General features: G+C 72.6%; 14 protein-coding genes. 9 read left to right on the top strand and 5 right to left on the bottom strand.

Going from position 1 to position 19,187, the window contains the following annotated elements; all coding sequences use genetic code 11:
- Positions 1-29: 29 nt before the first annotated feature.
- Entirely contained in the window at positions 30-2,357 is a 2,328-nt protein-coding gene (locus ACFXGX_RS23310) for a PQQ-binding-like beta-propeller repeat protein (RefSeq protein ID WP_384794472.1), read from the top strand.
- Between the two features lie 350 nt (positions 2,358-2,707).
- On the opposite strand, the gene ACFXGX_RS23305 is transcribed toward ACFXGX_RS23310, so the two are convergent.
- From ACFXGX_RS23305 to ACFXGX_RS23295, 3 genes are all read right to left on the bottom strand, one after another.
- Positions 2,708-3,499, bottom strand: coding sequence for an enoyl-CoA hydratase/isomerase family protein (locus ACFXGX_RS23305; protein WP_384794470.1), 792 nt, complete (start codon positions 3,497-3,499; stop codon positions 2,708-2,710).
- Complete coding sequence (locus ACFXGX_RS23300; protein ID WP_384794499.1) at positions 3,496-3,921, bottom strand: Zn-ribbon domain-containing OB-fold protein; 426 nt, start codon at positions 3,919-3,921, stop codon at positions 3,496-3,498. The genes ACFXGX_RS23305 and ACFXGX_RS23300 overlap by 4 nt, the downstream gene beginning before the upstream one ends.
- 135 nt (positions 3,922-4,056) lie before the next feature.
- On the bottom strand, positions 4,057-5,205 hold the full coding sequence (locus tag ACFXGX_RS23295) for a lipid-transfer protein (RefSeq protein WP_384794468.1): 1,149 nt from the start codon (positions 5,203-5,205) through the stop codon (positions 4,057-4,059).
- A 98-nt stretch (positions 5,206-5,303) separates the two neighbouring features.
- On the opposite strand from ACFXGX_RS23295, the gene ACFXGX_RS23290 reads away from it, so the two are divergent.
- A complete protein-coding gene (locus tag ACFXGX_RS23290) occupies positions 5,304-6,932 on the top strand; it encodes a fatty acid--CoA ligase family protein (RefSeq protein ID WP_384794466.1) in 1,629 nt (542 codons plus the stop codon).
- Between the two features lie 102 nt (positions 6,933-7,034).
- Here the strand turns inward: ACFXGX_RS23290 and ACFXGX_RS23285 are convergent, their stop codons facing one another.
- Complete coding sequence (locus ACFXGX_RS23285; RefSeq protein ID WP_384794464.1) at positions 7,035-7,214, bottom strand: hypothetical protein; 180 nt, start codon at positions 7,212-7,214, stop codon at positions 7,035-7,037.
- A 217-nt stretch (positions 7,215-7,431) separates the two neighbouring features.
- Positions 7,432-10,386, bottom strand: coding sequence for a BTAD domain-containing putative transcriptional regulator (locus ACFXGX_RS23280; RefSeq protein ID WP_384794462.1), 2,955 nt, complete (start codon positions 10,384-10,386; stop codon positions 7,432-7,434).
- Positions 10,387-10,690: 304 nt separating this feature from the next.
- On the opposite strand from ACFXGX_RS23280, the gene ACFXGX_RS23275 reads away from it, so the two are divergent.
- From ACFXGX_RS23275 to ACFXGX_RS23245, 7 genes are all read left to right on the top strand, one after another.
- Positions 10,691-11,950, top strand: coding sequence for an amidohydrolase family protein (locus ACFXGX_RS23275; RefSeq protein WP_384794460.1), 1,260 nt, complete (start codon positions 10,691-10,693; stop codon positions 11,948-11,950).
- Positions 11,951-12,096: 146 nt separating this feature from the next.
- Entirely contained in the window at positions 12,097-13,038 is a 942-nt protein-coding gene (locus ACFXGX_RS23270; protein WP_384794458.1) for an LLM class F420-dependent oxidoreductase, read from the top strand.
- Between the two features lie 11 nt (positions 13,039-13,049).
- Positions 13,050-13,826 (top strand): SDR family NAD(P)-dependent oxidoreductase, encoded by a 777-nt coding sequence (locus tag ACFXGX_RS23265; protein ID WP_384794456.1) that lies wholly within the window; start codon positions 13,050-13,052, stop codon positions 13,824-13,826.
- A 98-nt stretch (positions 13,827-13,924) separates the two neighbouring features.
- Complete coding sequence (locus ACFXGX_RS23260; RefSeq protein ID WP_384794454.1) at positions 13,925-15,043, top strand: LLM class flavin-dependent oxidoreductase; 1,119 nt, start codon at positions 13,925-13,927, stop codon at positions 15,041-15,043.
- A gap of 14 nt (positions 15,044-15,057) precedes the next feature.
- Positions 15,058-16,788: an amidohydrolase family protein gene (locus tag ACFXGX_RS23255; RefSeq protein ID WP_384794452.1), complete on the top strand. Its 1,731-nt coding sequence runs from the start codon at positions 15,058-15,060 to the stop codon at positions 16,786-16,788.
- On the top strand, positions 16,785-18,248 hold the full coding sequence (locus ACFXGX_RS23250; protein ID WP_384794450.1) for an aldehyde dehydrogenase family protein: 1,464 nt from the start codon (positions 16,785-16,787) through the stop codon (positions 18,246-18,248). The genes ACFXGX_RS23255 and ACFXGX_RS23250 overlap by 4 nt, the downstream gene beginning before the upstream one ends.
- Before the next feature lie 166 nt (positions 18,249-18,414).
- Positions 18,415-19,164, top strand: a complete 750-nt coding sequence (locus ACFXGX_RS23245; protein ID WP_384794448.1) for an SDR family oxidoreductase — start codon at positions 18,415-18,417, stop codon at positions 19,162-19,164.
- The last annotated feature ends 23 nt before the right edge of the window (positions 19,165-19,187 follow it).

Genomic DNA, 19,187 nt, shown 5'->3' with positions numbered 1-19,187 from the left:
CGTGACCCGTACGGGGAGGTGGCAGGCAAGTGGTGGATCAGCTGACGCAGCACGATCCGCGCCGGATCGGGCCGTTCGAGGTGCTGGGACGGCTGGGTGCCGGCGGCATGGGGCTGGTCTATCTCGCGCGCTCGGCCTCGGGCCGGCGCGTGGCGATCAAGACGGTCAGGACCGAACTCGCCGAGGACCAGTTGTTCCGGGTCCGCTTCTCGCGCGAGGTCGAGGCGGCCCGTGCCGTGTCGGGCTTCTACACGGCGGCCGTCGTCGACGCCGACGCCCGCGCCGCCGTTCCGTGGCTGGCCACCGCCTATGTGCCCGCTCCCTCGCTCGAAGAGATAGTGAACGAGTGCGGGCCGCTCCCGGCCCAGGCCGTGCGCTGGCTGGCGGCGGGTGTCGCGGAGGCGCTGCAGTCGATCCACGGCGCCGGACTCGTCCACCGCGACCTGAAGCCGTCGAACGTCCTCGTGGTCGAGGACGGGCCGCGCGTGATCGACTTCGGCATCGCGTCCGGCGTCTCGAACACCCGTCTGACCATGACCAACGTCGCCGTCGGCACCCCCGCCTACATGTCTCCCGAGCAGGCGAAGGACTCGCGCAGCGTCACCGGCGCGAGCGACGTCTTCTCGCTCGGCTCGATGCTCGTCTTCGCCGCCACCGGACACGCCCCCTTCCACGGCGCCAACCCCGTCGAGACGGTCTTCATGCTGCTCCGTGAGGGTCCGGACCTCGAAGGCCTGCCCGACGAGCTGCGCCCGCTCATCGAGTCCTGCATGCAGATGGACGCCACGGCCCGCCCCAACCCCGCCGACCTCCAGGCCCAGCTCGCACCCCACCTCTTCGGCTCCGGCTCCGACGACAGCGGTACGGCCTCGGCCTGGCTGCCCGAGCGCGCGGTGGGTCTGATCGAGACGCGCCGCGGCGGCCGTCCGCCGGTCAAGCAGCCGGCCGGGGGAAGCGGTCGCAGCGGCGGGGGGCGTCCCGTGCCCCCGCCTCCGTCGCACGCCCCGGTGCCCGTGGGGGCGCCCGACACCGGTCCCGTGCGCCTCGCGGGCGGCAAGGTGCCCATCGGTCCCGGCCCCCGGGTCCTCGACGCCCGTGCGGCGGCCGTGAAGGCGCCCCCGCCGGAAGCCGGGCTCGCGGCGTCCTGGTCCCGGCCGCGCATCGGCGTGAACGGCGCCGAACCGGCGCCCGTGCCCACGGTCGCACCCCCGGCGCCCGACGCGCCGGCGGGCTGGCGTCCCTGGCGCTTCCGCATGTCGAACGACGTATGGGGCACTCCTTCCGTCGCCGACGACCTCGTCTACGTCACCTCCTTCGAGGTCCACGCCCTCGACGTGGCGACCGGCCGGCGCCGTTTCAAGACGCGTGACGTGGCCTGGTCGATGGCGGTGGCGGACGGCCGCATCCACGCCTCCGACGGGCCGACGCTGTACGCGCTCGAAGCCAGGGAGGGCGCGGACCTGTGGCGCCTGTCCACGGACGCCTGGGTCTACTCCCTCCAGGCCGACCGCGGAACGGTTCTCACCGGCACCCGCGGCGGCGGCGTCCAGGCGTGGGAGGCCGCGAACGGACAGAAGCTCTGGGAGATCAGCGGCGCCCAGACGGACTTCGAGTCCCCGGAGTCCGGTCCGTCGATCCACGACGGCACGGTGTACGTCTGGAAGGACGCCCGGCTGCGCGCCCTGGAGGCCCGTACGGGCGAGGAGCGCTGGTCGTACCCGATCGGCGACGCGGCCTCCTGCAGCGGCGTCCCGGTCCGTATCACCCATGCCCCCGACGGCTACGTCTACATCTCCGCGGGCACCCGCGTCCTCGCCATCGACGTGGCCAGCGGTCACGTCCGCTGGCACTTCGAGGCTCCGGCGGTCTTCCTCTGCCCGCCCACCTTCGCCCCGGGCCCGGCGGTGACGGGCGGCGGCGTCTACCTCGCCGACTACCTCGGCACGGTGTACGCCCTCGACGCGACCGACGGCCGCGACCGCTGGCGCATCGCCACCGAGTCCCGCGCCTCCACCGAGCCGGTCCTGGTGGCCGCCGGACACGTCCATGTGGGCAGCGGCAAGGGCCTGTACACGCTGGACGCCGTCACCGGCACCCCGAAGTGGAGATTCCAGGCCGGGGGCGACCTGGTGGGCGCTCCGGCGGTGGCCGACGGGCGTATCCACTTCGGCTCCACGGACCATCTCCTGTACACGCTGAAGGCCGACGACGGGCGCCTGCGCTGGAAGCTGGCCACCGGCGGCGAGATCACCGGGGCGCCCGTGGTCAAGGACGGTGTCGTGTACGCGTGCAGCAAGGACCGCTGCGTGTACGCGCTGGACGCGGAGAAGGGCACCGGGACCGCTCGCACCACGTGAGGTGCGCTCGCACCACGTGAGGTGCGCTCGCACCACGTGAGGCGCCCGGGCGTCGTGACGGGCTGACACCGTCCGCCGCGGCACCGGGCCCGAACTCCGTGACGCCACCGTGCCCGAGCCTCTGTGACGGCCGCCGTACCGGGCACGGAAGGGTCTCCGGACGGCGGCCGTCGTACACGCGGACGGCCTGCGGAAGCCGTTCCGGCTGCCGAGGCTACGCCCCGCGTGACCGGCCCGCCACAGGGAGCGAGCGCCGGTCCGGCCCGCTCCGGTGCGGTTCGAGGGTTCCTCCGGTCCGGTTCCTCCGGTCCGGCGGGAGCGGCGTTCGGCCGGCCGCCGTCGACGGGCCCTCAGCGCAGCCGGAATCCCGGCCTGCGTGCCGAGAACAGTTCCGCCTGCCGCTCGGCGGGCAGGTTCCCCAGGGAGACGAGCTGCGGAGCGTGCGCCAGGGCCGCCGCCCGGGTCGCCTCCTGCGCCGACCACAGTGCCCGCACCGTCCCCTGGACGGCTTCGGACGGGTAGGACGCGATGACCGCCGCGCACGCGACGGCCGCCGCCAACGCCTCGCCCGGCGCCGTGAGTTCGGACACCAGCCCCACCTCGTACGCACGGCGCGCTGAGACCCGCTCGGCGGTCCCCATCAGCGCCATCCGCGCCACCTCCCCGAACGGCATCCGCTGCGCGAGATAGACCGACTCGTACGCGCTGACCATGCCGTACGTCGTGTGCGGGTCGAAGAAGGTGGCCTCCTCGTCGGCGACGACGAACTCCGCCTCGCCCAGCAGGTAGAAGGCGCCGCCGCAGGCGATCCCGTTCACGGCGGCGATCGCCGGCTTCCACAGCCCGTTGGCCTTCGGCCCGATCGCGGCGAGCGGATCGTCCACCATGTACGGGGAGCCCGGCTGCGGCACCTCGGCGCCGCGGTCGATCCCGGTGCAGAAGGCCCGTCGTCCCGCGCCGGTCACGACGAGCGCCCGTACGGTGTCATCGAACCGGAACTCGTGCCAGGCGGCGACCAGTTCGGCGGCCGTCGGGAGGTCGATGGCGTTGAGCCGGTCCTGCCGGTCGAGCGTGAGGACGGCGACCCCGGCGTCCTTGTCGACGCTCACCACGAGCCCGCCGCCTCCCGCCTCCCCGCTCACGCCCGCTCCAGGACCCAGCGCGGCACGGTCACGCCGTTCACCTCGGTGAACACCGCCTGCACCCGGGCCCCGATCCGGAGCCGCCCCGCCGGAACGGAGCCGATGGGCGCGTCCGGCCCGCTGACCAGATTCCCGGCCAGCCGTATCCGCGGCGCCTCGTCCAGCTCCACCACGATCGCGTTGTACGGGGCCAGCGCGGCGTAGGCGGGCAGGAGCGGCGGATGCGGGACGACGTACGACCAGATCCGGCCCCGCCCGCTCATCCTGCGCCACTCGTCGGCGAAGGAGTGGCAGTGCGGGCAGCAGGGGCGCGGCGGGAAGCGGAGTTCACCGCAGTCGGCGCAGGCCTGGACGCGGAGTTCGCCCCGGGCGGCGTACTCCCAGAAGGGCGCCCCGTCGTCGTCGGGGACGGGGGACAGCAGGGGCTCCTCGGTTCCGTCCCCGCCGTCCCTCCCGTCGGCCCCGGTACGCACGCCTTCGCCGGCCGTGCCGATCGTGCCGGCCCGGATGCTCACGCCTGCCTCGGTCGTCTCTGTCATGTCGGCCATCCCGGCTCCTCAGCTCCTCAGCAGGAGTGCGGAGGTCGGGACCCCTTCCCCCGCTGTGACCAGACAGGTCGCCGCTCCCGGCACCTGTGCCGTGCTCGTGCCCCGCAACTGCTTCACGCCCTCGTTGATGAGATTGAAGCCGTGAACGTAGGCCTCGCTGAGCCCGCCGCCCCCGGTGTTGACCGGCAGCCGTCCGCCGATCTCCAGCGCGCCGCCCTCCGTGAAGGCCGCGCCCTCCCCGCGCCCGCAGAAGCCGTATCCCTCCAGCGAGAGGGGTATCAGGGGCGTGAACGCGTCATAGATCTGTGCCACGTCCACGTCCTCGGGGGTGAGGTCGGCGTGCTTCCACAGATGCCGCGCGGCGGTCCAGGCGGGCCCGGTGAGCGGGTCGTCGTTCCAGTAGTTGACCATCCCGTGGTGCTGGGCGGGCAGGCCCTGCGCGGCGGAGTGGACGTACACAGGCCGCTGCCGGCAGTCGCGGGCCCGCTCGGCTGACACGATCACGCAGGCGAGCGCGCCGTCCGTCTCCAGACAGTTGTCGAAGAGGCAGAGCGGCTCGCTGATCCAGCGGGCGGTCATGTACATCTCGCGGGTCAGCGGGCGTTCGTACATCATCGCGGCCGGGTTCTGGTTGGCGCGGTTGCGGCAGGCCAGGGCCACGTTGAAGAGGTGGTCGCGGGTGGCCCCGTACTCGTGCATGTACCGGCGCGCGAGCATCCCGATCTCGTCGGCGGGCCGCAGCAGTCCGAAGGGCCGGGTCCACTGGGCCGGGGTGGGGAGCTGGACGGCCGTGTTCTTCCAGGGGCGCGGGCCGCTGCCCCGCTTGCGCGAGCGCCAGGCCACCCCCACCGTCGCCTGGCCGGCGGTGATGGCGGCGGCCAGGTGCGCGACGGTGGCGCAGGAACCGCCGCCGCCGTAGCCGACCTTGCTGAAGAAGGTGAGGTCGCCGAGCCCGACGGCCTTGCCGACCTCCACCTCGTCGGTCTCCTCCATGGTGTAGGAGGCGAGGGCGTCGACCTCCGCGGGCGCGATGCCGGCGTCGTCGAGGGCGGCGAGGACCGCCCGGCAGGCCAGCGTCTTCTCGGACTCCGGGAGTCGTTTCGCGAAGGCGGTCTGCCCTATTCCGACGACGGCTGTGGCGTCCTTGAGCCCTGGCATGGGTGACCTCCGCACACGGTCCCGGCTGCTGACAGTCCGTCAGGCTACAGCTAATCTGACGGTCAGTCAGCTAGTGGTGTTCCAGCGGGAGGTACACGATGCGCGGTGACCTGGAGTGGGGCGGCGTCCCCGGTCTCGTTCGGTCGGCGGCGGCCCGCTTCGCGGACCGCGAGGCCGTCGTCGAGGGCCGGACACGCGTCTCCTACGCGGAGTTGGGCGCACGGGTGGAACGCGCCGCGGCCGCCTGCATGGCGAGCGGCGTCCGGGCCGGCGACCGAGTCGCGATCTGGGCCCCGAACACCCTCGACTGGATCGTCTCCGCCCTCGGCGCGGTGTCCGCGGGGGCGGTCCTGGTCCCCCTCAACACCCGCTTCAAGGGCGCCGAGGCGGTGTACGTCCTGGCCAGGAGCCGGGCAAGGCTGCTCTTCGTGACGGGCACGTTCCTCGGCACGTCGTACGTGGCCTCGCTGCGCCGGGCGGCGGGGGAGCCCGGGGAAGCGGCCGGGGGAGCGGTCCCCGGACCCGGCGCCGGCCCGCTCCCCGGCCTTCCGCACCTGGAGCGGGTGGTGGTCCTCGCGGACGACGCCCCCGCCGACTTCCGTACGTTCAAGGACTTCCTCGCGGACGGGGAGGGTGTCGGCCGCGACGAGGTGCGCCGTCGCGGGGAGGCCGTGTCGGGCGGCTCCCCCTCGGACATCGTCTTCACCTCGGGCACCACGGGCCGGCCGAAGGGCGCCCTGATCACGCACGCGCAGACCCTGCGCGGCTACGAGATCTGGAGCGACCTCGCCGGTCTGCGCGAGGGCGACCGCTATCTGATCGTGAACCCCTTCTTCCACACCTTCGGCTACAAGGCGGGGATCATCGCCTGTCTGATGCGCGGGGCGACGATGGTGCCGCTGCCGGTGTTCGACGTGGACACGGTGCTCGCGAACGTGGCCGCGGAACGCATATCCGTCCTTCCCGGCCCGCCCACCCTGCACCAGTCCCTTCTCGACCACCCCGCCCGGGACACGTACGACCTCTCCGCGCTGCGGCTGGTGGTCACCGGCGCCGCCGTGGTCCCGCTGCGGCTGGTCGAGCGCCTGCGCACGGAACTCGGCGTGGACACCGTCCTGACGGCGTACGGCCTCTCCGAGGCGAGCGGCATCGTCACCATGTGCCGCAGGGGGGACCGGCCGGAGGTGATCGCCTCGACCTCGGGCCGGGCGATCCCGGACACCGAGGTGCGGGTCGTGGACGCCTCGGGCGCCCCGGCGGCCCCCGGAGCCCCCGGCGAGGTCCTGGTCCGCGGCTTCAACGTGATGAGCGGCTACTTCGAGGACGCGGCCGCAACGGCGGAGGTCCTGACGCCGGACGGCTGGCTGCGCACCGGCGACGTGGGCGTCCTCGATCCCGGGGGCAACCTCCGCATCACCGACCGGATCAAGGACATGTTCATCGTCGGCGGCTTCAACGCCTACCCCGCGGAGATCGAGCAGCTCCTCGGCCTGCATCCCGATGTCGCCGACGTGGCGGTCGTCGGCGTCCCGGACAGCCGCCTCGGCGAGGTCGGCAGGGCCTACGTCGTCCGCCGCCCGCACTCCACCCTCACGGCGGACGACCTGATCACCTGGTCCCGCCGCGAAATGGCCAACTACAAGGTCCCGCGCACGGTCACCTTCGTCCCCGAACTGCCACGCAACGCGAGCGGGAAGGTGGTGAAGGGGGAGCTGCGAAGGCGGTGAGCCGGGCGCCCGGCCCCGGACACACGGCGACCGCGGGGCCCCCCCCTCCGCGCCGCCGCGGTCGATCCCCGTGTGGTGTAAGTCCGCCCCCCCAGGTGGGACTTAGACCGGCTCGTCCGTCGCGTGGATGTTGTCCGTCGAGGCGTCGCCGGTGCCGTCGTCCTTGGTGATCGGGTTCTTGCCGGTGAGCGGCTCGCTCGTGGCGTGGATGTTGTCTGTGGAGGTCCCGCCGGTCGGCTCGTCCGTGGCGTGGATGTTGTCGGTGCTGTTGGTGTCGCTCATGGTGGCTGTCCCCCTGACAGTCTTGGTGCGTTGTTTGGAGCAGCCCGTCCGGCAGCTCCCCCGTGGGCCGCCGGACGGGCACTCGGGGCCGATTACCTTAGTGCTACGGCCTCAGGTCGTCCCGTCTGCCCCCCGACGCGACGGATCGACAACACAGAGACTGCCGGGTGGCGATAAACGAACGATGAACGCCCCGGTGTGCGAACGCCAATGAGCCCTAGGCAACCGCCATCGGGTTCAGGAGCGCCCTGACCGTGGCGGCCTCCGGAGACCCCAACGCCTGGAAGATGTCGAGGGATTCGCGCCAGCAGACCTGGGCCCGGCCGGAGTGGCCGATCGCGTTCAGCGCCTGGCCGAGCACGATGAGGACATTACCCCTGCGCCACTCGCCGCCGATGCCCCGCAGCACCGTCAGGGCCGTCTCGGCGTTCGTCGCCGCGGCAGCCGGACGCTGGGCGGCGAGATCGGCCTCCGCGAGGCGGAACAGCGACATGCCCTCCCACAGCCGCTGGCGGCTGTTGCGGAACACCGCGAGTGCCTCGCCGAGGACGTCGGTCGCCTCCGCCAGGCGGCCGCTCTGGGTGAGGGCGAGGCCCAGCGCGTAACGGCCGTTGGCGCCCTTCAGGGCGTGACCCATGTCGTCGTACATGTCGGTGCCCTGCTGGGCCAGCGAGACGGCGCTGCCGGTGCGCCCGGTGGCGAGGTGGATGCGCGAGAGGTTGCACAGCGCGCTGGCTTCGCCGGCCCGGTCGTGGCAGGCCCGGAAGCTCTCGATCGCCCGGGTCAGATGCGCCTCGCCGTCCTCGTACTGGTTCTGCAAGAGGGCGATCACCCCCAGGGTGTTGGAGGCCCAGCAGCTCGTCAGGTGGTCCGTCTCGGCGGCCAGTTCGAGGGCCTGCGCGGCGGCCTCGCGGGCGGGTTCGAAGCGTCCGGTGTAGTAGTGGACGTAGGCCAGCGTGACCAGGGCCCGCGCCTCGGCGTGCGCGTCGGCGGCCTCCTGGGCCGCTTCCCGCAGCGCGGCGGCGACCCCCTCGTACGCCTTGGAGTTCGTGCCGGACTCCGCCAGGTCCACGGAGGCCCACAGCGCGTCGACGGAGCGCCGGAGGAATCCGTCCTGGGTGGACTGCCGGACACACGCCAGCAGCGAGATCGCCTCCGAGTACAGCCAGTCCTGCGCCCGGTGCCGGTCCTCGAACGTCAGGCCCGTGTGTGCCGTCGGCTCCAGGTGGTCCACCAGGCGGTCTCCGGGGCGTTCGATCGCGTACACCCCCGCCGCCGTGCTCAGGTAGAAGTCCAGCAACCGCGACATGGCCGCGGCCCGCTCGCTCGGGGGCTGTTCGTCGCGTTCGGCGCACGCACGCGCGTAGAGGCGGACCAGGTCGTGGTAGCGGTAGCGGCCGGGGGCGGCCGACTCCAGGAGGGAGGTGTCGACGAGGGACTCCAAGAGGTCCTCGGTGGCCTCGGCCGGGAGGTCGAGCACCGCCGCCGCGGCCGCGAGCGAGATGTCCGGGCCGTCGGCGAGACCCAGCAGCCGGAAGGCGCGCGCCTGGGCCGGCTCCAGCTGGCCGTAGCCGAGTTCGAAGGTGGCCTTGACGGCCAGGTCGCCGGCCTGGAGCTCGTCCAGCCGCCGGCGCTCGTCGCCGAGCTTCGCCGCGAGCACCGACACCGTCCAGGTGCGGCGGGCGGCGAGCCGGGACGCGGCGATGCGGATGGCCAGGGGCAGGAAGCCGCAGGCGGCGACCACGTCGAGCGCGGCCTCCCGCTCGGAGGCGACCCGCTCCTGCCCCACGATCTTCGTGAAGAGCTGCAGCGCCTCCTCGGGGGACATCACGTCGAGGTCGACGAGATGGGCGCCCGCCAGGTCCACCATCCGGATGCGCGAGGTCACCAGGGCGGCGCAGCCCTCCATGCCGGGCAGCAGCGGCCGCACCTGGGCGGCGTCGCGGGCGTTGTCCAGCAGGACCAGGACGCGGCGGCCGTCGAGGACGGAGCGGTAGAGGGCCGAGCGTTCCTCCAGCGAGTCCGGGATCGCGGAGTCCGCCGTTCCGAGGGCCCGCAGGAAGGCGCCGAGGACCGTCTCGGGTTCGGCCGCCCGTGATCCGGCGCCCTGGAGGTCGACGTAGAGCTGTCCGTCGGGGAAGGCCCCGCGGGCCTGGTGGGCCACATGCACCGCGAGGGTGGTCTTGCCGACGCCGCCGATGCCCGCGAGCGCCGAGACGGCCATGACGCGGCCCTCCTCGGAGGACGCCGCGGCGAGGACGTCGCTCAGTTCCTGAACGAAGGACGCCCGGCCGGTGAAGTCGGTGACGGTCGCCGGCAGCTGGGCCGGGCGGACGAGGGCGACGACGGGTTCCGCCTTCGGGGCGGAGGGTTCCGCGAGGCCCGGGTCCGCCTGGAGTATGCGCTGCTGGAGTTCCTTCAGCCCCTGCCTCGGGTCCACCCCCAGCTCGTCGGCGAGCAGCCGCCGGGTGTCCGCGAACACGGCGAGGGCCTCCGCCTGGCGGCCGGAGCGGTACAGCGCCAGCATCAGCAGTTCCCGCAGGCGTTCGCGCAGCGGGTGCGCGGCGGTGAGCGCGGTGAGCTCGGAGACCGCCTCCGCGTGGAAGCCCTGTTCCAGGTCCATGTCGAGGCAGGATTCGAGGAGTTGCAGGCGCCACTCCTCCAGGCGGGCCCGCTGGGTCTCCGCGTGGGGGCCGGGGATGCTCGCGAGCGGTTCGCCGTCCCACAGGGCGAGGGCGTCCCTGAGCAGGTCGCGGGCGCGGGAGAGGTCGCCCCCCGCGCGCGCCTTCTCGGCGTCGGCGGCGAGTTCCTGGGCGTTCACATGGTCGAGCGCGCCCTCGCGCAGGGAGCGGATGGCGTAGCCGCCGGACTCGCTCACCAGCACCTCGGCGCCGAGCGTCTTGCGCAGGCGGGAGGCGTACGTCCGCAGGGCGGCCAGCGCCTGGGACGGGGGCTCGTCGCCCCACAGGGCGTCGATGAGCTCGGAGGCCGTGGCGGTGCGGCCGTCGCGCAGCAGCAGCGCGGCCAGCAGGGCGCGTTGCTGCGGTGACCCGGCCGGCAGCGGATCGTCGCCGAGCCAGGCGCGCACCGGGCCGAGCACGCTGAAGCGCAACGCCGCGGGCTCCTCGGGGCCCGGATGCCACTGCTTCGGTACGCGCGGCACACCGTCCATCGCTGTCCCCCTGCCGAACTGTCAGTACAACGAGGCCAGTTTGCCTTGTTCATGGCGGATGCGTCAGCCGTGCGAGACAGCGATCACAAGGTGTGGTGCGGCAGTCCACACGGTCCCCACACAGGCTCCCCACAGGGGCTCCCCATGCTTCCGCGCCCATTCATCTCCGCGCCGCTCCCGGCCGCGTCCTTCGGCGGGTGGCGGCACGGGCCGGCGGCGGTGGTCCGACGGGTGCCCGTCGGTGAGTCGACGGGTCTCCACCAGGGAGCTGACGGGCCGTCAGATCAGCGCTACCGTGGCCGGTATGGAGACCACGGAAACCGCGCAGAGCCCCTCGGCGGACGCTCGGGCCGCCTTCCCGAGGATCATCTCGGTGGACGACCACACGGTCGAACCGCCCCACGTCTGGCGGGACCGGCTGCCCGCGAAGTACCAGGACACCGGGCCCCGCATCGTCCGCGCGCCCCTGAAGGAAATGACCTTCCTGGGCGGGAAGTTCGCTCCCGTGATGGGCGCTCCGGGCGACGAGGGTCCCGTCGGCGACTGGTGGGTCTACGAAGATCTGCACCGGCCCCTCACCCGCCTCGACACGGCGGTCGGCTACGACCGCGACGAGATCCGGCTCGAAGTCATCACGTACGAGCAGATGCGCCCCGGCTCGTACGACGTGCCGCGGCGGCTGGCCGACATGGACGTCAACCACGTCCAGTCCGCCCTCTGCTTCCCCACCTTCCCCCGGTTCTGCGGGCAGACGTTCACCGAGGCGGCCGACCGCGAGCTCGGCCTTCTCTCGGTGCGGGCCTACAACGACTGGATGGTGGAGGAGTGGTGCGGGCCGGACGCCCGCGGGCGTCTGATACCGCTGACGCTCGTACCGCTGTGGGACGCCCGTCTCGCGGCGGACGAGGTACGGCGCAACGCCGCCCGCGGGGTGCGCGCGGTGGCCTTCTCCGAGATCCCGCCGCACCTCGGGCTCCCCTCCGTGCACACCGACGACTGGGACCCCTTCCTCGCCGCGTGCGACGAGACGGGCACCGTCATCGCCATGCACATCGGCTCCAGCAGCCGGATGCCGTCGACCTCCGCCGACGCGCCGCCCGCGGTCGGCTCCACGATCACCTTCGCCAACTGCTGCTTCTCGATGGTCGACTGGCTGATGAGCGGCAAGTTCGAGCGCTTCCCGAACCTCAAGGTGATGTACGCGGAGGGCCAGATCGGCTGGATCCCCTACATCCTCGAACGCGCCGACGTGGTGTGGCATGAGAACCGAGGCTGGGGCGGGGTGGCCGACAAGGTCCACCGGCCGCCGTCCGAGCTCTTCACCGAGCACGTGTACGGCTGCTTCTTCGACGACGCCTTCGGGCTGCGGAACCTCGACGCGATCGGTGTCGGCAACGTCCTCTACGAGACCGACTACCCGCACTCCGACTCCACCTGGCCGAAGTCGAAGGAGGTCGGCGAGGCCCAGATGGGGCACCTGGCCCCGGACGTCGTCGAGCGGATCGTACGGGGGAACGCGATCGACCTGCTGGGGCTGACGGCGGAGGGTCTCTGGGCGGGCTGAGGGGCCGTGCGCCCCGCGGGTGCCCCGGCCCCCTGCGGGACCGCGCGCCCGGACATCCGTCCGGCTCCTGCCCGACGACACGTCGGCAACGAACATGGCAGCGCTGCACGAGAAATGACGAACCGTCAGATGAGAGGTGCGAGCCCATGCAGATCCTGCCCGGAGGGCGGCTGGCGTACGGCATCCAGCTCCCCGTCCAGTCGCAGAGCACGATCTACGCGGAACCCTGGGAAGCCGCCGCCGGTCCCGCCGACCTCGTGGAGATCGCCCGCGCCGCCGACCGCGCCGGATTCGCCTACATCGCGAGCTGCGACCACGTCGCCATACCGCGCCGGCTCGCGGACGCCATGAGCACGATCTGGTACGACCCCGTCGCCACCCTCGCCTTCCTCGCGGCCGTGACCGAGCGCGTCCGGCTGCTCAGCCATGTCGCGGTCGTCGGGCTCCGGCACCCGCTCGTCACGGCCAAGCAGTACGCGACCCTCGACCACCTCTCGGGCGGCCGGCTGGTCCTCGGGGTCGGCGCCGGGCACGTACGGGAGGAGTTCGAGGCGGTCGGGGCCGACTTCGAGCGCCGGGGGACGGTCCTCGACGAGACGATCGACGCCCTGCGCGCCGCGCTCGGGCCGGAGGAGTTCCCCGTCCACCACGGCAAGACGTACGACTTCGAAGGCCTCGGCCAGCGGCCCAGGCCCGTCCAGCAGCGGGTGCCCGTGTGGGTGGGCGGCTCCTCGCCCGCCGCCGTACGCCGGGCCGCGCTGCGCGGCGACGGCTGGCTGCCGCAGGGCGATCCGCGCGACCGGCTGCCGGGGCAGATCGCCCGGCTGCGGGAACTGCGTGCCGAGGCCGGGGTCGCGGAGCCCCTGACGATCGGCGCCATCACCGAGCCGCTGTACGTCGGCGAGCCCGGCTGGGAGACCGGGCGGCGCACGCTGAGCGGACCACCCGAGGAGCTGGCGGCGTCGCTGCGGGAGTACGGCGCGATGGGCGTGCACCAGATCCAGGTGCGGTTCCGCAGCAGGAGCCGCGCCGAACTCACGGACCAGATCGCGGCGTTCGGCGCGGACGTCGCACCCCACCTCGGCTAGGGAGTCATGGCATGGGCAAGCTGGACGGACGGGTCGTCCTCATCACCGGCGCGGCGCGCGGGCAGGGCGAACAGGAGGCCCGGCTCTTCGCCGCGGAGGGCGCGCGCGTGGTCGTCGCGGACGTGCTCGACGACCCGGGCCGGGAACTCGCCGAGGAGATCGGCGCGCACTACGTGCACCTGGACGTGGGCCGGGAGGAGGACTGGACGGCGGCGGTCGCCTCCGCGAAGGCCGCGTACGGGCGGATCGACGGGCTGGTGAACAACGCCGGCATTCTGCGCTTCAACGCGCTCGTCGACACCCCGCTGGCCGAGTTCATGCAGATCGTGCAGGTCAACCAGGTCGGGGTGTTCCTCGGGATCAAGGCGCTCGCGCCCGAGATCGCCGAGGCCGGCGGCGGCACGATCGTGAACACGGCGTCCTTCACCGGGCTCACGGGGATGGCGTACGTGGGCGCGTACGCGGCGACCAAGCACGCCATCGTCGGCCTCACCCGCGTGGCCGCGCTCGAACTCGCGGACAAGGGGATCCGGGTCAACGCCGTCTGCCCGGGAGCCGTCGACACCGCCATGAGCAACCCGGCGCAGCTCGCCGGCGGCGCGGCCGGCGAGGAGGCATCGCAGGCGCTCGACGCGTTCTACGGCAAGCTCGTGCCGCTCGGCCGGATCGGGCGCCCCGAGGACGTGGCCAGGCTGGCCCTGTTCCTGACCGGCGAGGACTCCTCGTACATCACCGGGCAGCCCTTCGTGATCGACGGCGGCTGGCTCGCGGGCGTGAGCGTTCTCTGACGACGCGTCAGCTATTGACGGTCCCCGCGCACGGTGGAACAGTCGGCTCAATGAATCTGACGGTATGTCAGATAACTGGATGGGGACGGTGAACCTCCTTGGAATTCGGGCTCTTTGTACAGGGATACGTGGGCAAGCGGGCCGAGACCGACCCGCTCGCGGAGCACAAGGCGCTGATGGAGGAGACCGAGTACGTCATCCAGGCGGACAGGTCCGGCTTCAAGTACGCCTGGGCCTCCGAGCATCACTTCCTGGAGGAGTACTCGCACCTCTCGGCCAACGACGTCTACCTCGGCTACCTCGCGCACGCCACCGACCGCATCCACCTCGGCTCCGGCATCTTCAACCCGCTCGCCCAGGTCAACCACCCGGTCAAGGTCGCCGAGAAGGTCGCCATGCTCGACCATCTCAGTGGCAACCGCTTCGAGTTCGGGTCCGGCCGCGGCGCCGGCTCGCACGAGATCCTCGGCTTCCTCCCCGGCATCACCGACATGAACTTCACCAAGGAGATCTGGGAAGAGACCATCGCCGAGTTCCCGAAGATGTGGCTCCAGGACGAGTACGTCGGCTTCCAGGGCAAGCACTGGTCGCTGCCGCCGCGCAAGATCCTGCCCAAGCCGTACGGGAAGTCCCACCCCGCCATGTGGTACGCCGCCGGGTCGCCGCCCTCGTACGCCATGGCCGCCCGCAAGGGTCTCGGCGTGCTCGGCTTCAGCGTGCAGAAGGTCGCCGACATGGAGTGGGTCCTGGAGCAGTACAAGACCGCCGTCGTGAACGCCGAGCCCATCGGCGACTTCGTCAACGACAACGTGATGGTGACCACCACCGCCATCTGCGCGCCCACCCACGACGAGGCGATCCGGATCGCGGTCGGCGGCGGGCTGCACTACCTGCCCTCCCTCGTCTTCCGCTACCACGACACCTTCCCGCGCCCCGAGGGCTTCCCCGTCTGGCCCGAGACCCTCCCCGAGTACACCCCCGAGTTCGTCGAGCTCCTCATCGAGGAGGAACTGCTGATCTGCGGCGACCCCGACGAGGTGCTCACCCAGTGCAAGCGCTGGGAGCAGGCCGGTGCCGACCAGCTCAGCTTCGGACTGCCCGTCGGCGTCCCCAAGGAGGAGACCCTCCAGACGATCCGGCTGATCGGCGAGCACGTCATTCCGAAGATCGACACGGACCCGGTGCACCGCACGACCCGGTTCCGCCAAGCCGCCTAGGGGGTACTTCCGCGATGCTCGACCATCTGATCAAGGGCGCGACCGTCGTGGACGGGACGGGAGCGCCCGCCCGCACCGCGGACGTGGGCCTGCGCGGCGGCCGGATCGCCGTGATCGGCACGGTCACCGAGCCGGCCCGGACCGGCGAGGACGCGCACGGGCTCGTCCTCGCCCCCGGCTTCGTGGACCCGCACACGCACTACGACGCCCAGCTCTTCTGGGACCCGTACGCGACCCCGTCCCTCAACCACGGCGTCACCACGGTCGCGGGCGGCAACTGCGGGTTCACCCTCGCCCCGCTGAACCCCGACCGCCCCGAGGACGCCGACTACACGCGCCGCATGCTGTCCAGGGTCGAGGGCATGTCCCTGGTCGCCCTGGAGGAGGGCGCACCCTGGAACTGGCACACCTTCGGGGACTACCTCGACGCCCTGGAGGGCCGGATCGCGGTCAACGTGGGCTTCATGGTGGGCCATTGCGCGTTGAGGCGTTACGTCATGGGGCGCGAGGCCGTGGGTGGACAGCCGACGTCGGAGCAACTCGACGCCATGCTGCGGCTGTTCCACGAGGCCATGGACGCCGGGGCCTGGGGCCTGTCCACCACCCAGTCCTCCACCCACTCCGACGGCGACGGCGCTCCGGTCGCCTCCCGGCACGCCCGGCCCGCCGAACTGCTCGCCCTCGCGCGGGCCGTGGGCGAGCACGAGGGCACCCAGATCGAGGCGATCACGGCCGGCTGCCTCGACCAGTTCAGCGACGCCGAGATCGATCTGTTCGTGGAGATGAGCGCGGTCGCGGGCCGCCCGCTCAACTGGAACGTCCTGACGATCGACGCCGCCGTCCCCGAGCGCGTCCCGCGCCAGTTGGAGGCGAGCGAACGCGCCCGCAAGTCCGGCGGCCGGGTCGTCGCGCTCACCATGCCGATCCTCACCCCGATGAACATGTCGCTCGGCACCTTCTGCGCCCTGAACCTGATCCCCGGCTGGGGACCGGTCCTCGCGCTGCCCGTGCCCGAACGCATCGCGAAGCTCCGCGACCCCGGGGTCCGCGCCGAGATGCTCGGGCGCGCGCAGAGCAAGGAGGCGGGCGTCTTCCGGCGGCTCGCCGACTTCGGCCGGTACGTCGTCGGCGACACCTACAGCGCCGCGAACGAGGGCCTGACCGGGCGCGTGGTGCGGGACATCGCCGCCGAGCGAGGCCAGGAGCCGTTCGCGTGCCTGGTGGAGATCTGCGCGGCCGACGAGCTGCGTACGGTCCTGTGGCCCATGCCCACCGACAACGACCCGGACTCCTGGGCCCTGCGCGCCGAGACCTGGCGGCACGAGGACGTCCTGCTCGGCGGCTCCGACGCGGGCGCCCATCTGGACCGCATGTGCGGGGCCCCGTACACCACCCGGTTCCTCGGCGACTGTCTGCGCGGCCGCGGGCTCGCCTCCCTGGAACAGGCCGTGAAGATGCTGACGGACGATCCGGCACGGCTGTTCGGGCTGCGCGGCCGCGGGCGCGTCGAGGTGGGATTCCACGCCGACCTGGTGCTCTTCGACCCGGAGCGGATCGACGCCGGAAAGGCCACCCTGGTGCACGACCTGCCGGGTGACAGCCCGCGTCTCGACTCCCGGGCGATCGGGGTGCGGGCCGTGTGGGTCAACGGGGTCGAGGCGATCCGCGACGACGTGGTGACGGGCGCGGTGCCGGGGAAGGTGCTGCGGTCGGGCCGCGACACCCGGACGGTGGGCACCCGGTGACGGCCTCCGGGAGCACCGGGCAGCGGCTGTTCATCGGCGGGGCGTGGGTGCCGCCCGAGCACGGCTTCTACGAGGTCCTGGACCCGGCGACCGAGCAGGTGGTCGGGCTCGCGCCCGAGGCCTCCCGGGCCCAGGTGCACGAGGCGGCGGCGGCGGCCCGCGAGGCGTTCGGGCCCTGGTCGCGCACGCCCGCCGAGGAGCGGGCCGGCGTTCTCGCGCGGGCGGCGGACGTCATCCAGCGCAACTTCGTGCCGTACGCCGATCTCGCGCAGGCGGAGAGCGGTGCCACCACCGGGACGGCGCGCGGCATGCAGGTCGGGGTCGGAGCGGCCCGGTTCCGGCGCTACGCGCGGCCCGAGCCGGTCGAGAGCGCGCTGCCGCCGCAGATCAACGAGGCGGGACCGTTCGGCGGGGCCGCCGTGATGGGCGCGCTGGCCGTGCGCCAGCCGGTCGGCGTGGTCACCTGCATCACCTCGTACAACAATCCGTGGGCCAACCCGGCGGGCAAGATCGCCCCGGCGCTGGCGATGGGCAACACCGTGGTGGTGAAGCCGGCCCCGCAGGACCCGCTGTCGGTGTACCGGATGGCCGAGGCGCTGGAAGCCGCGGGTGTGCCGCCGGGCGTGGTGAACGTGGTCGGCGGTTCGACGGCGGAGTCCGGCGAGGCGGCGGTCGACTCCGGGGACGTCGACATGGTCAGCTTCACCGGCTCGACGGCGGTCGGGCAACGGATCGCCGAGGTGTGCGGGCGCGGTATGAAGCGCCAGCTCATGGAACTGGGCGGCAAGGGCGCGGCGATCGTCTTCGACGACGCGGACCTGGGTTCGGCGGTGTCGGGCATCGGCACGACCTTCTCGTTCTACAGCGGGCAGATCTGCACGGCGCCGACGCGGGTGCTGGTGCAGCGCGGTGTGCACGATCTCCTCGTCCGGCAACTGGCCGCCTACGCGGGCCACTTGAGGGTGGGTGATCCGCGCGAGCGGGGCACGGTGGTCGGCCCGGTCATCTCGGCGGCCCACCGCGACCGCGTCGAGTCCTACGTCGAACTCGGCCGCAAGGAAGGCGCGCGGGTCGTGTCGGGCGGCGAACGCCCCTCCCTCCCCAGCGGTTTCTACGTCGCCCCCACCCTTCTCGCCGACTGCACACCGGACATGAGGGTCGTCCGCGAGGAGATCTTCGGCCCGGTCGTCGTCGTCCTGCCCTTCGACGACGAGGAGGAGGCGATCGCCCTGGCCAACGACTCCGACTACGGCCTGATCGACTACGTCTGGTCCGGGGACGTGGCCCGCGCCTTCCGCGTCGCTCGAGGGCTGCGCGCGGGCGGAGTCGGCGTCAACACCGTCGGCCGCAACATGGAGGCCCCCTTCGGCGGCTTCAAGAAGAGCGGAGTGGGCCGCGACGTGGGCTCGTACGCCCTGCACGCGTACAGCGAGACCCAGGCGATCGTGTGGCCGGGGTGAGGTGGCGGGCCCAGTAGCGGCGCTACGGCGTGAGGTGGCGGGCTCCGATAGCGGTGTTACCGCGGGAGGCAGCCGACTCGGGTAGCGGCGCTACGGCGCCAGTGTTAGCGTTGCTCTCATCGGGATGGTGAACGCCGCCACCCCGGCCGAGACAAGGAGCAACGCCATGAGTGAGCAGTCGAGCACCTCCCCGCGCGTCGCGATCGTCACCGGGGGGTCCCGCGGCATCGGCCGCGAGAGTGCCGAGCGGCTGGCCCGTGAGGGATACGCCGTCGTCGTGAACTACGCGGGCAACGCCGCCGAGGCCGACAAGGCGGTCGCGGCGATCGCCGAGGCGGGCGGGCAGGCCGTCGCCTTCCGTGCCGACGTCGCCGAGGAGGCGGAGGTCGCCGCCCTCTTCGACACGGCCGAGAAGACCTTCGGCGGCGTCGACGTCGTCGTCCACGCCGCCGGTGTCATGACCCTGGCCCCGCTCGTCGACCTCGGCCTCGACGCCCTGGACCGGATGCACCGCACCAACATCCGCGGCACTTTCGTCGTGGACCAGCAGGCCGCGCGCCGGCTGCGCGCGGGCGGCGCGATCATCAACTTCTCCAGCTCCGTGCTGGCCCTCGCCATCCCCGGCTACACCGCGTACGCCGCCACCAAGGGCGCCGTCGAGGCCATGACCCTGATCCTCGCCCGCGAGATGCGCGGCCGGGACATCACGGTCAACGCCGTGGCCCCCGGCCCGACCGCCACCGCCCTCTTCCTCGACGGCAAGGACGAGGAGACCATCGCGCGGATGGCCGCCCAGCCGCCCCTGGAGCGGCTCGGCACCCCCGAGGACATCGCCTCCGTCGTCGCCTTCCTCGCGGGCCCCTCGGGCCGCTGGGTCAACGGCCAGGTCCTGCGCGCCAACGGCGGCATCGCCTGACACCGCCCGTTCCGCCCGCAGAG

Source organism: Streptomyces sp. NPDC059371 (genome assembly GCF_042751995.1).
In the GTDB taxonomy this organism is placed as follows: domain Bacteria; phylum Actinomycetota; class Actinomycetes; order Streptomycetales; family Streptomycetaceae; genus Streptomyces.
Note: the sequence above shows the minus strand (reverse complement) of the source record. Positions and strands in the feature narration are given on the sequence as shown.

Bases quoted from the DNA above. Each gene is read 5' to 3' on its own strand.
- ACFXGX_RS23295 (WP_384794468.1), bottom strand. From the start codon at position 5,205: ATGCCAGGGCTCAAGGACGCCACAGCCGTCGTCGGAATAGGGCAGACC.
- ACFXGX_RS23290 (WP_384794466.1), top strand. From the start codon at position 5,304: ATGCGCGGTGACCTGGAGTGGGGCGGCGTCCCCGGTCTCGTTCGGTCG.
- ACFXGX_RS23285 (WP_384794464.1), bottom strand. From the start codon at position 7,214: ATGAGCGACACCAACAGCACCGACAACATCCACGCCACGGACGAGCCG.
- ACFXGX_RS23280 (WP_384794462.1), bottom strand. From the start codon at position 10,386: ATGGACGGTGTGCCGCGCGTACCGAAGCAGTGGCATCCGGGCCCCGAG.
- ACFXGX_RS23275 (WP_384794460.1), top strand. From the start codon at position 10,691: ATGGAGACCACGGAAACCGCGCAGAGCCCCTCGGCGGACGCTCGGGCC.
- ACFXGX_RS23270 (WP_384794458.1), top strand. From the start codon at position 12,097: ATGCAGATCCTGCCCGGAGGGCGGCTGGCGTACGGCATCCAGCTCCCC.
- ACFXGX_RS23265 (WP_384794456.1), top strand. From the start codon at position 13,050: ATGGGCAAGCTGGACGGACGGGTCGTCCTCATCACCGGCGCGGCGCGC.
- ACFXGX_RS23255 (WP_384794452.1), top strand. From the start codon at position 15,058: ATGCTCGACCATCTGATCAAGGGCGCGACCGTCGTGGACGGGACGGGA.
- ACFXGX_RS23245 (WP_384794448.1), top strand. From the start codon at position 18,415: ATGAGTGAGCAGTCGAGCACCTCCCCGCGCGTCGCGATCGTCACCGGG.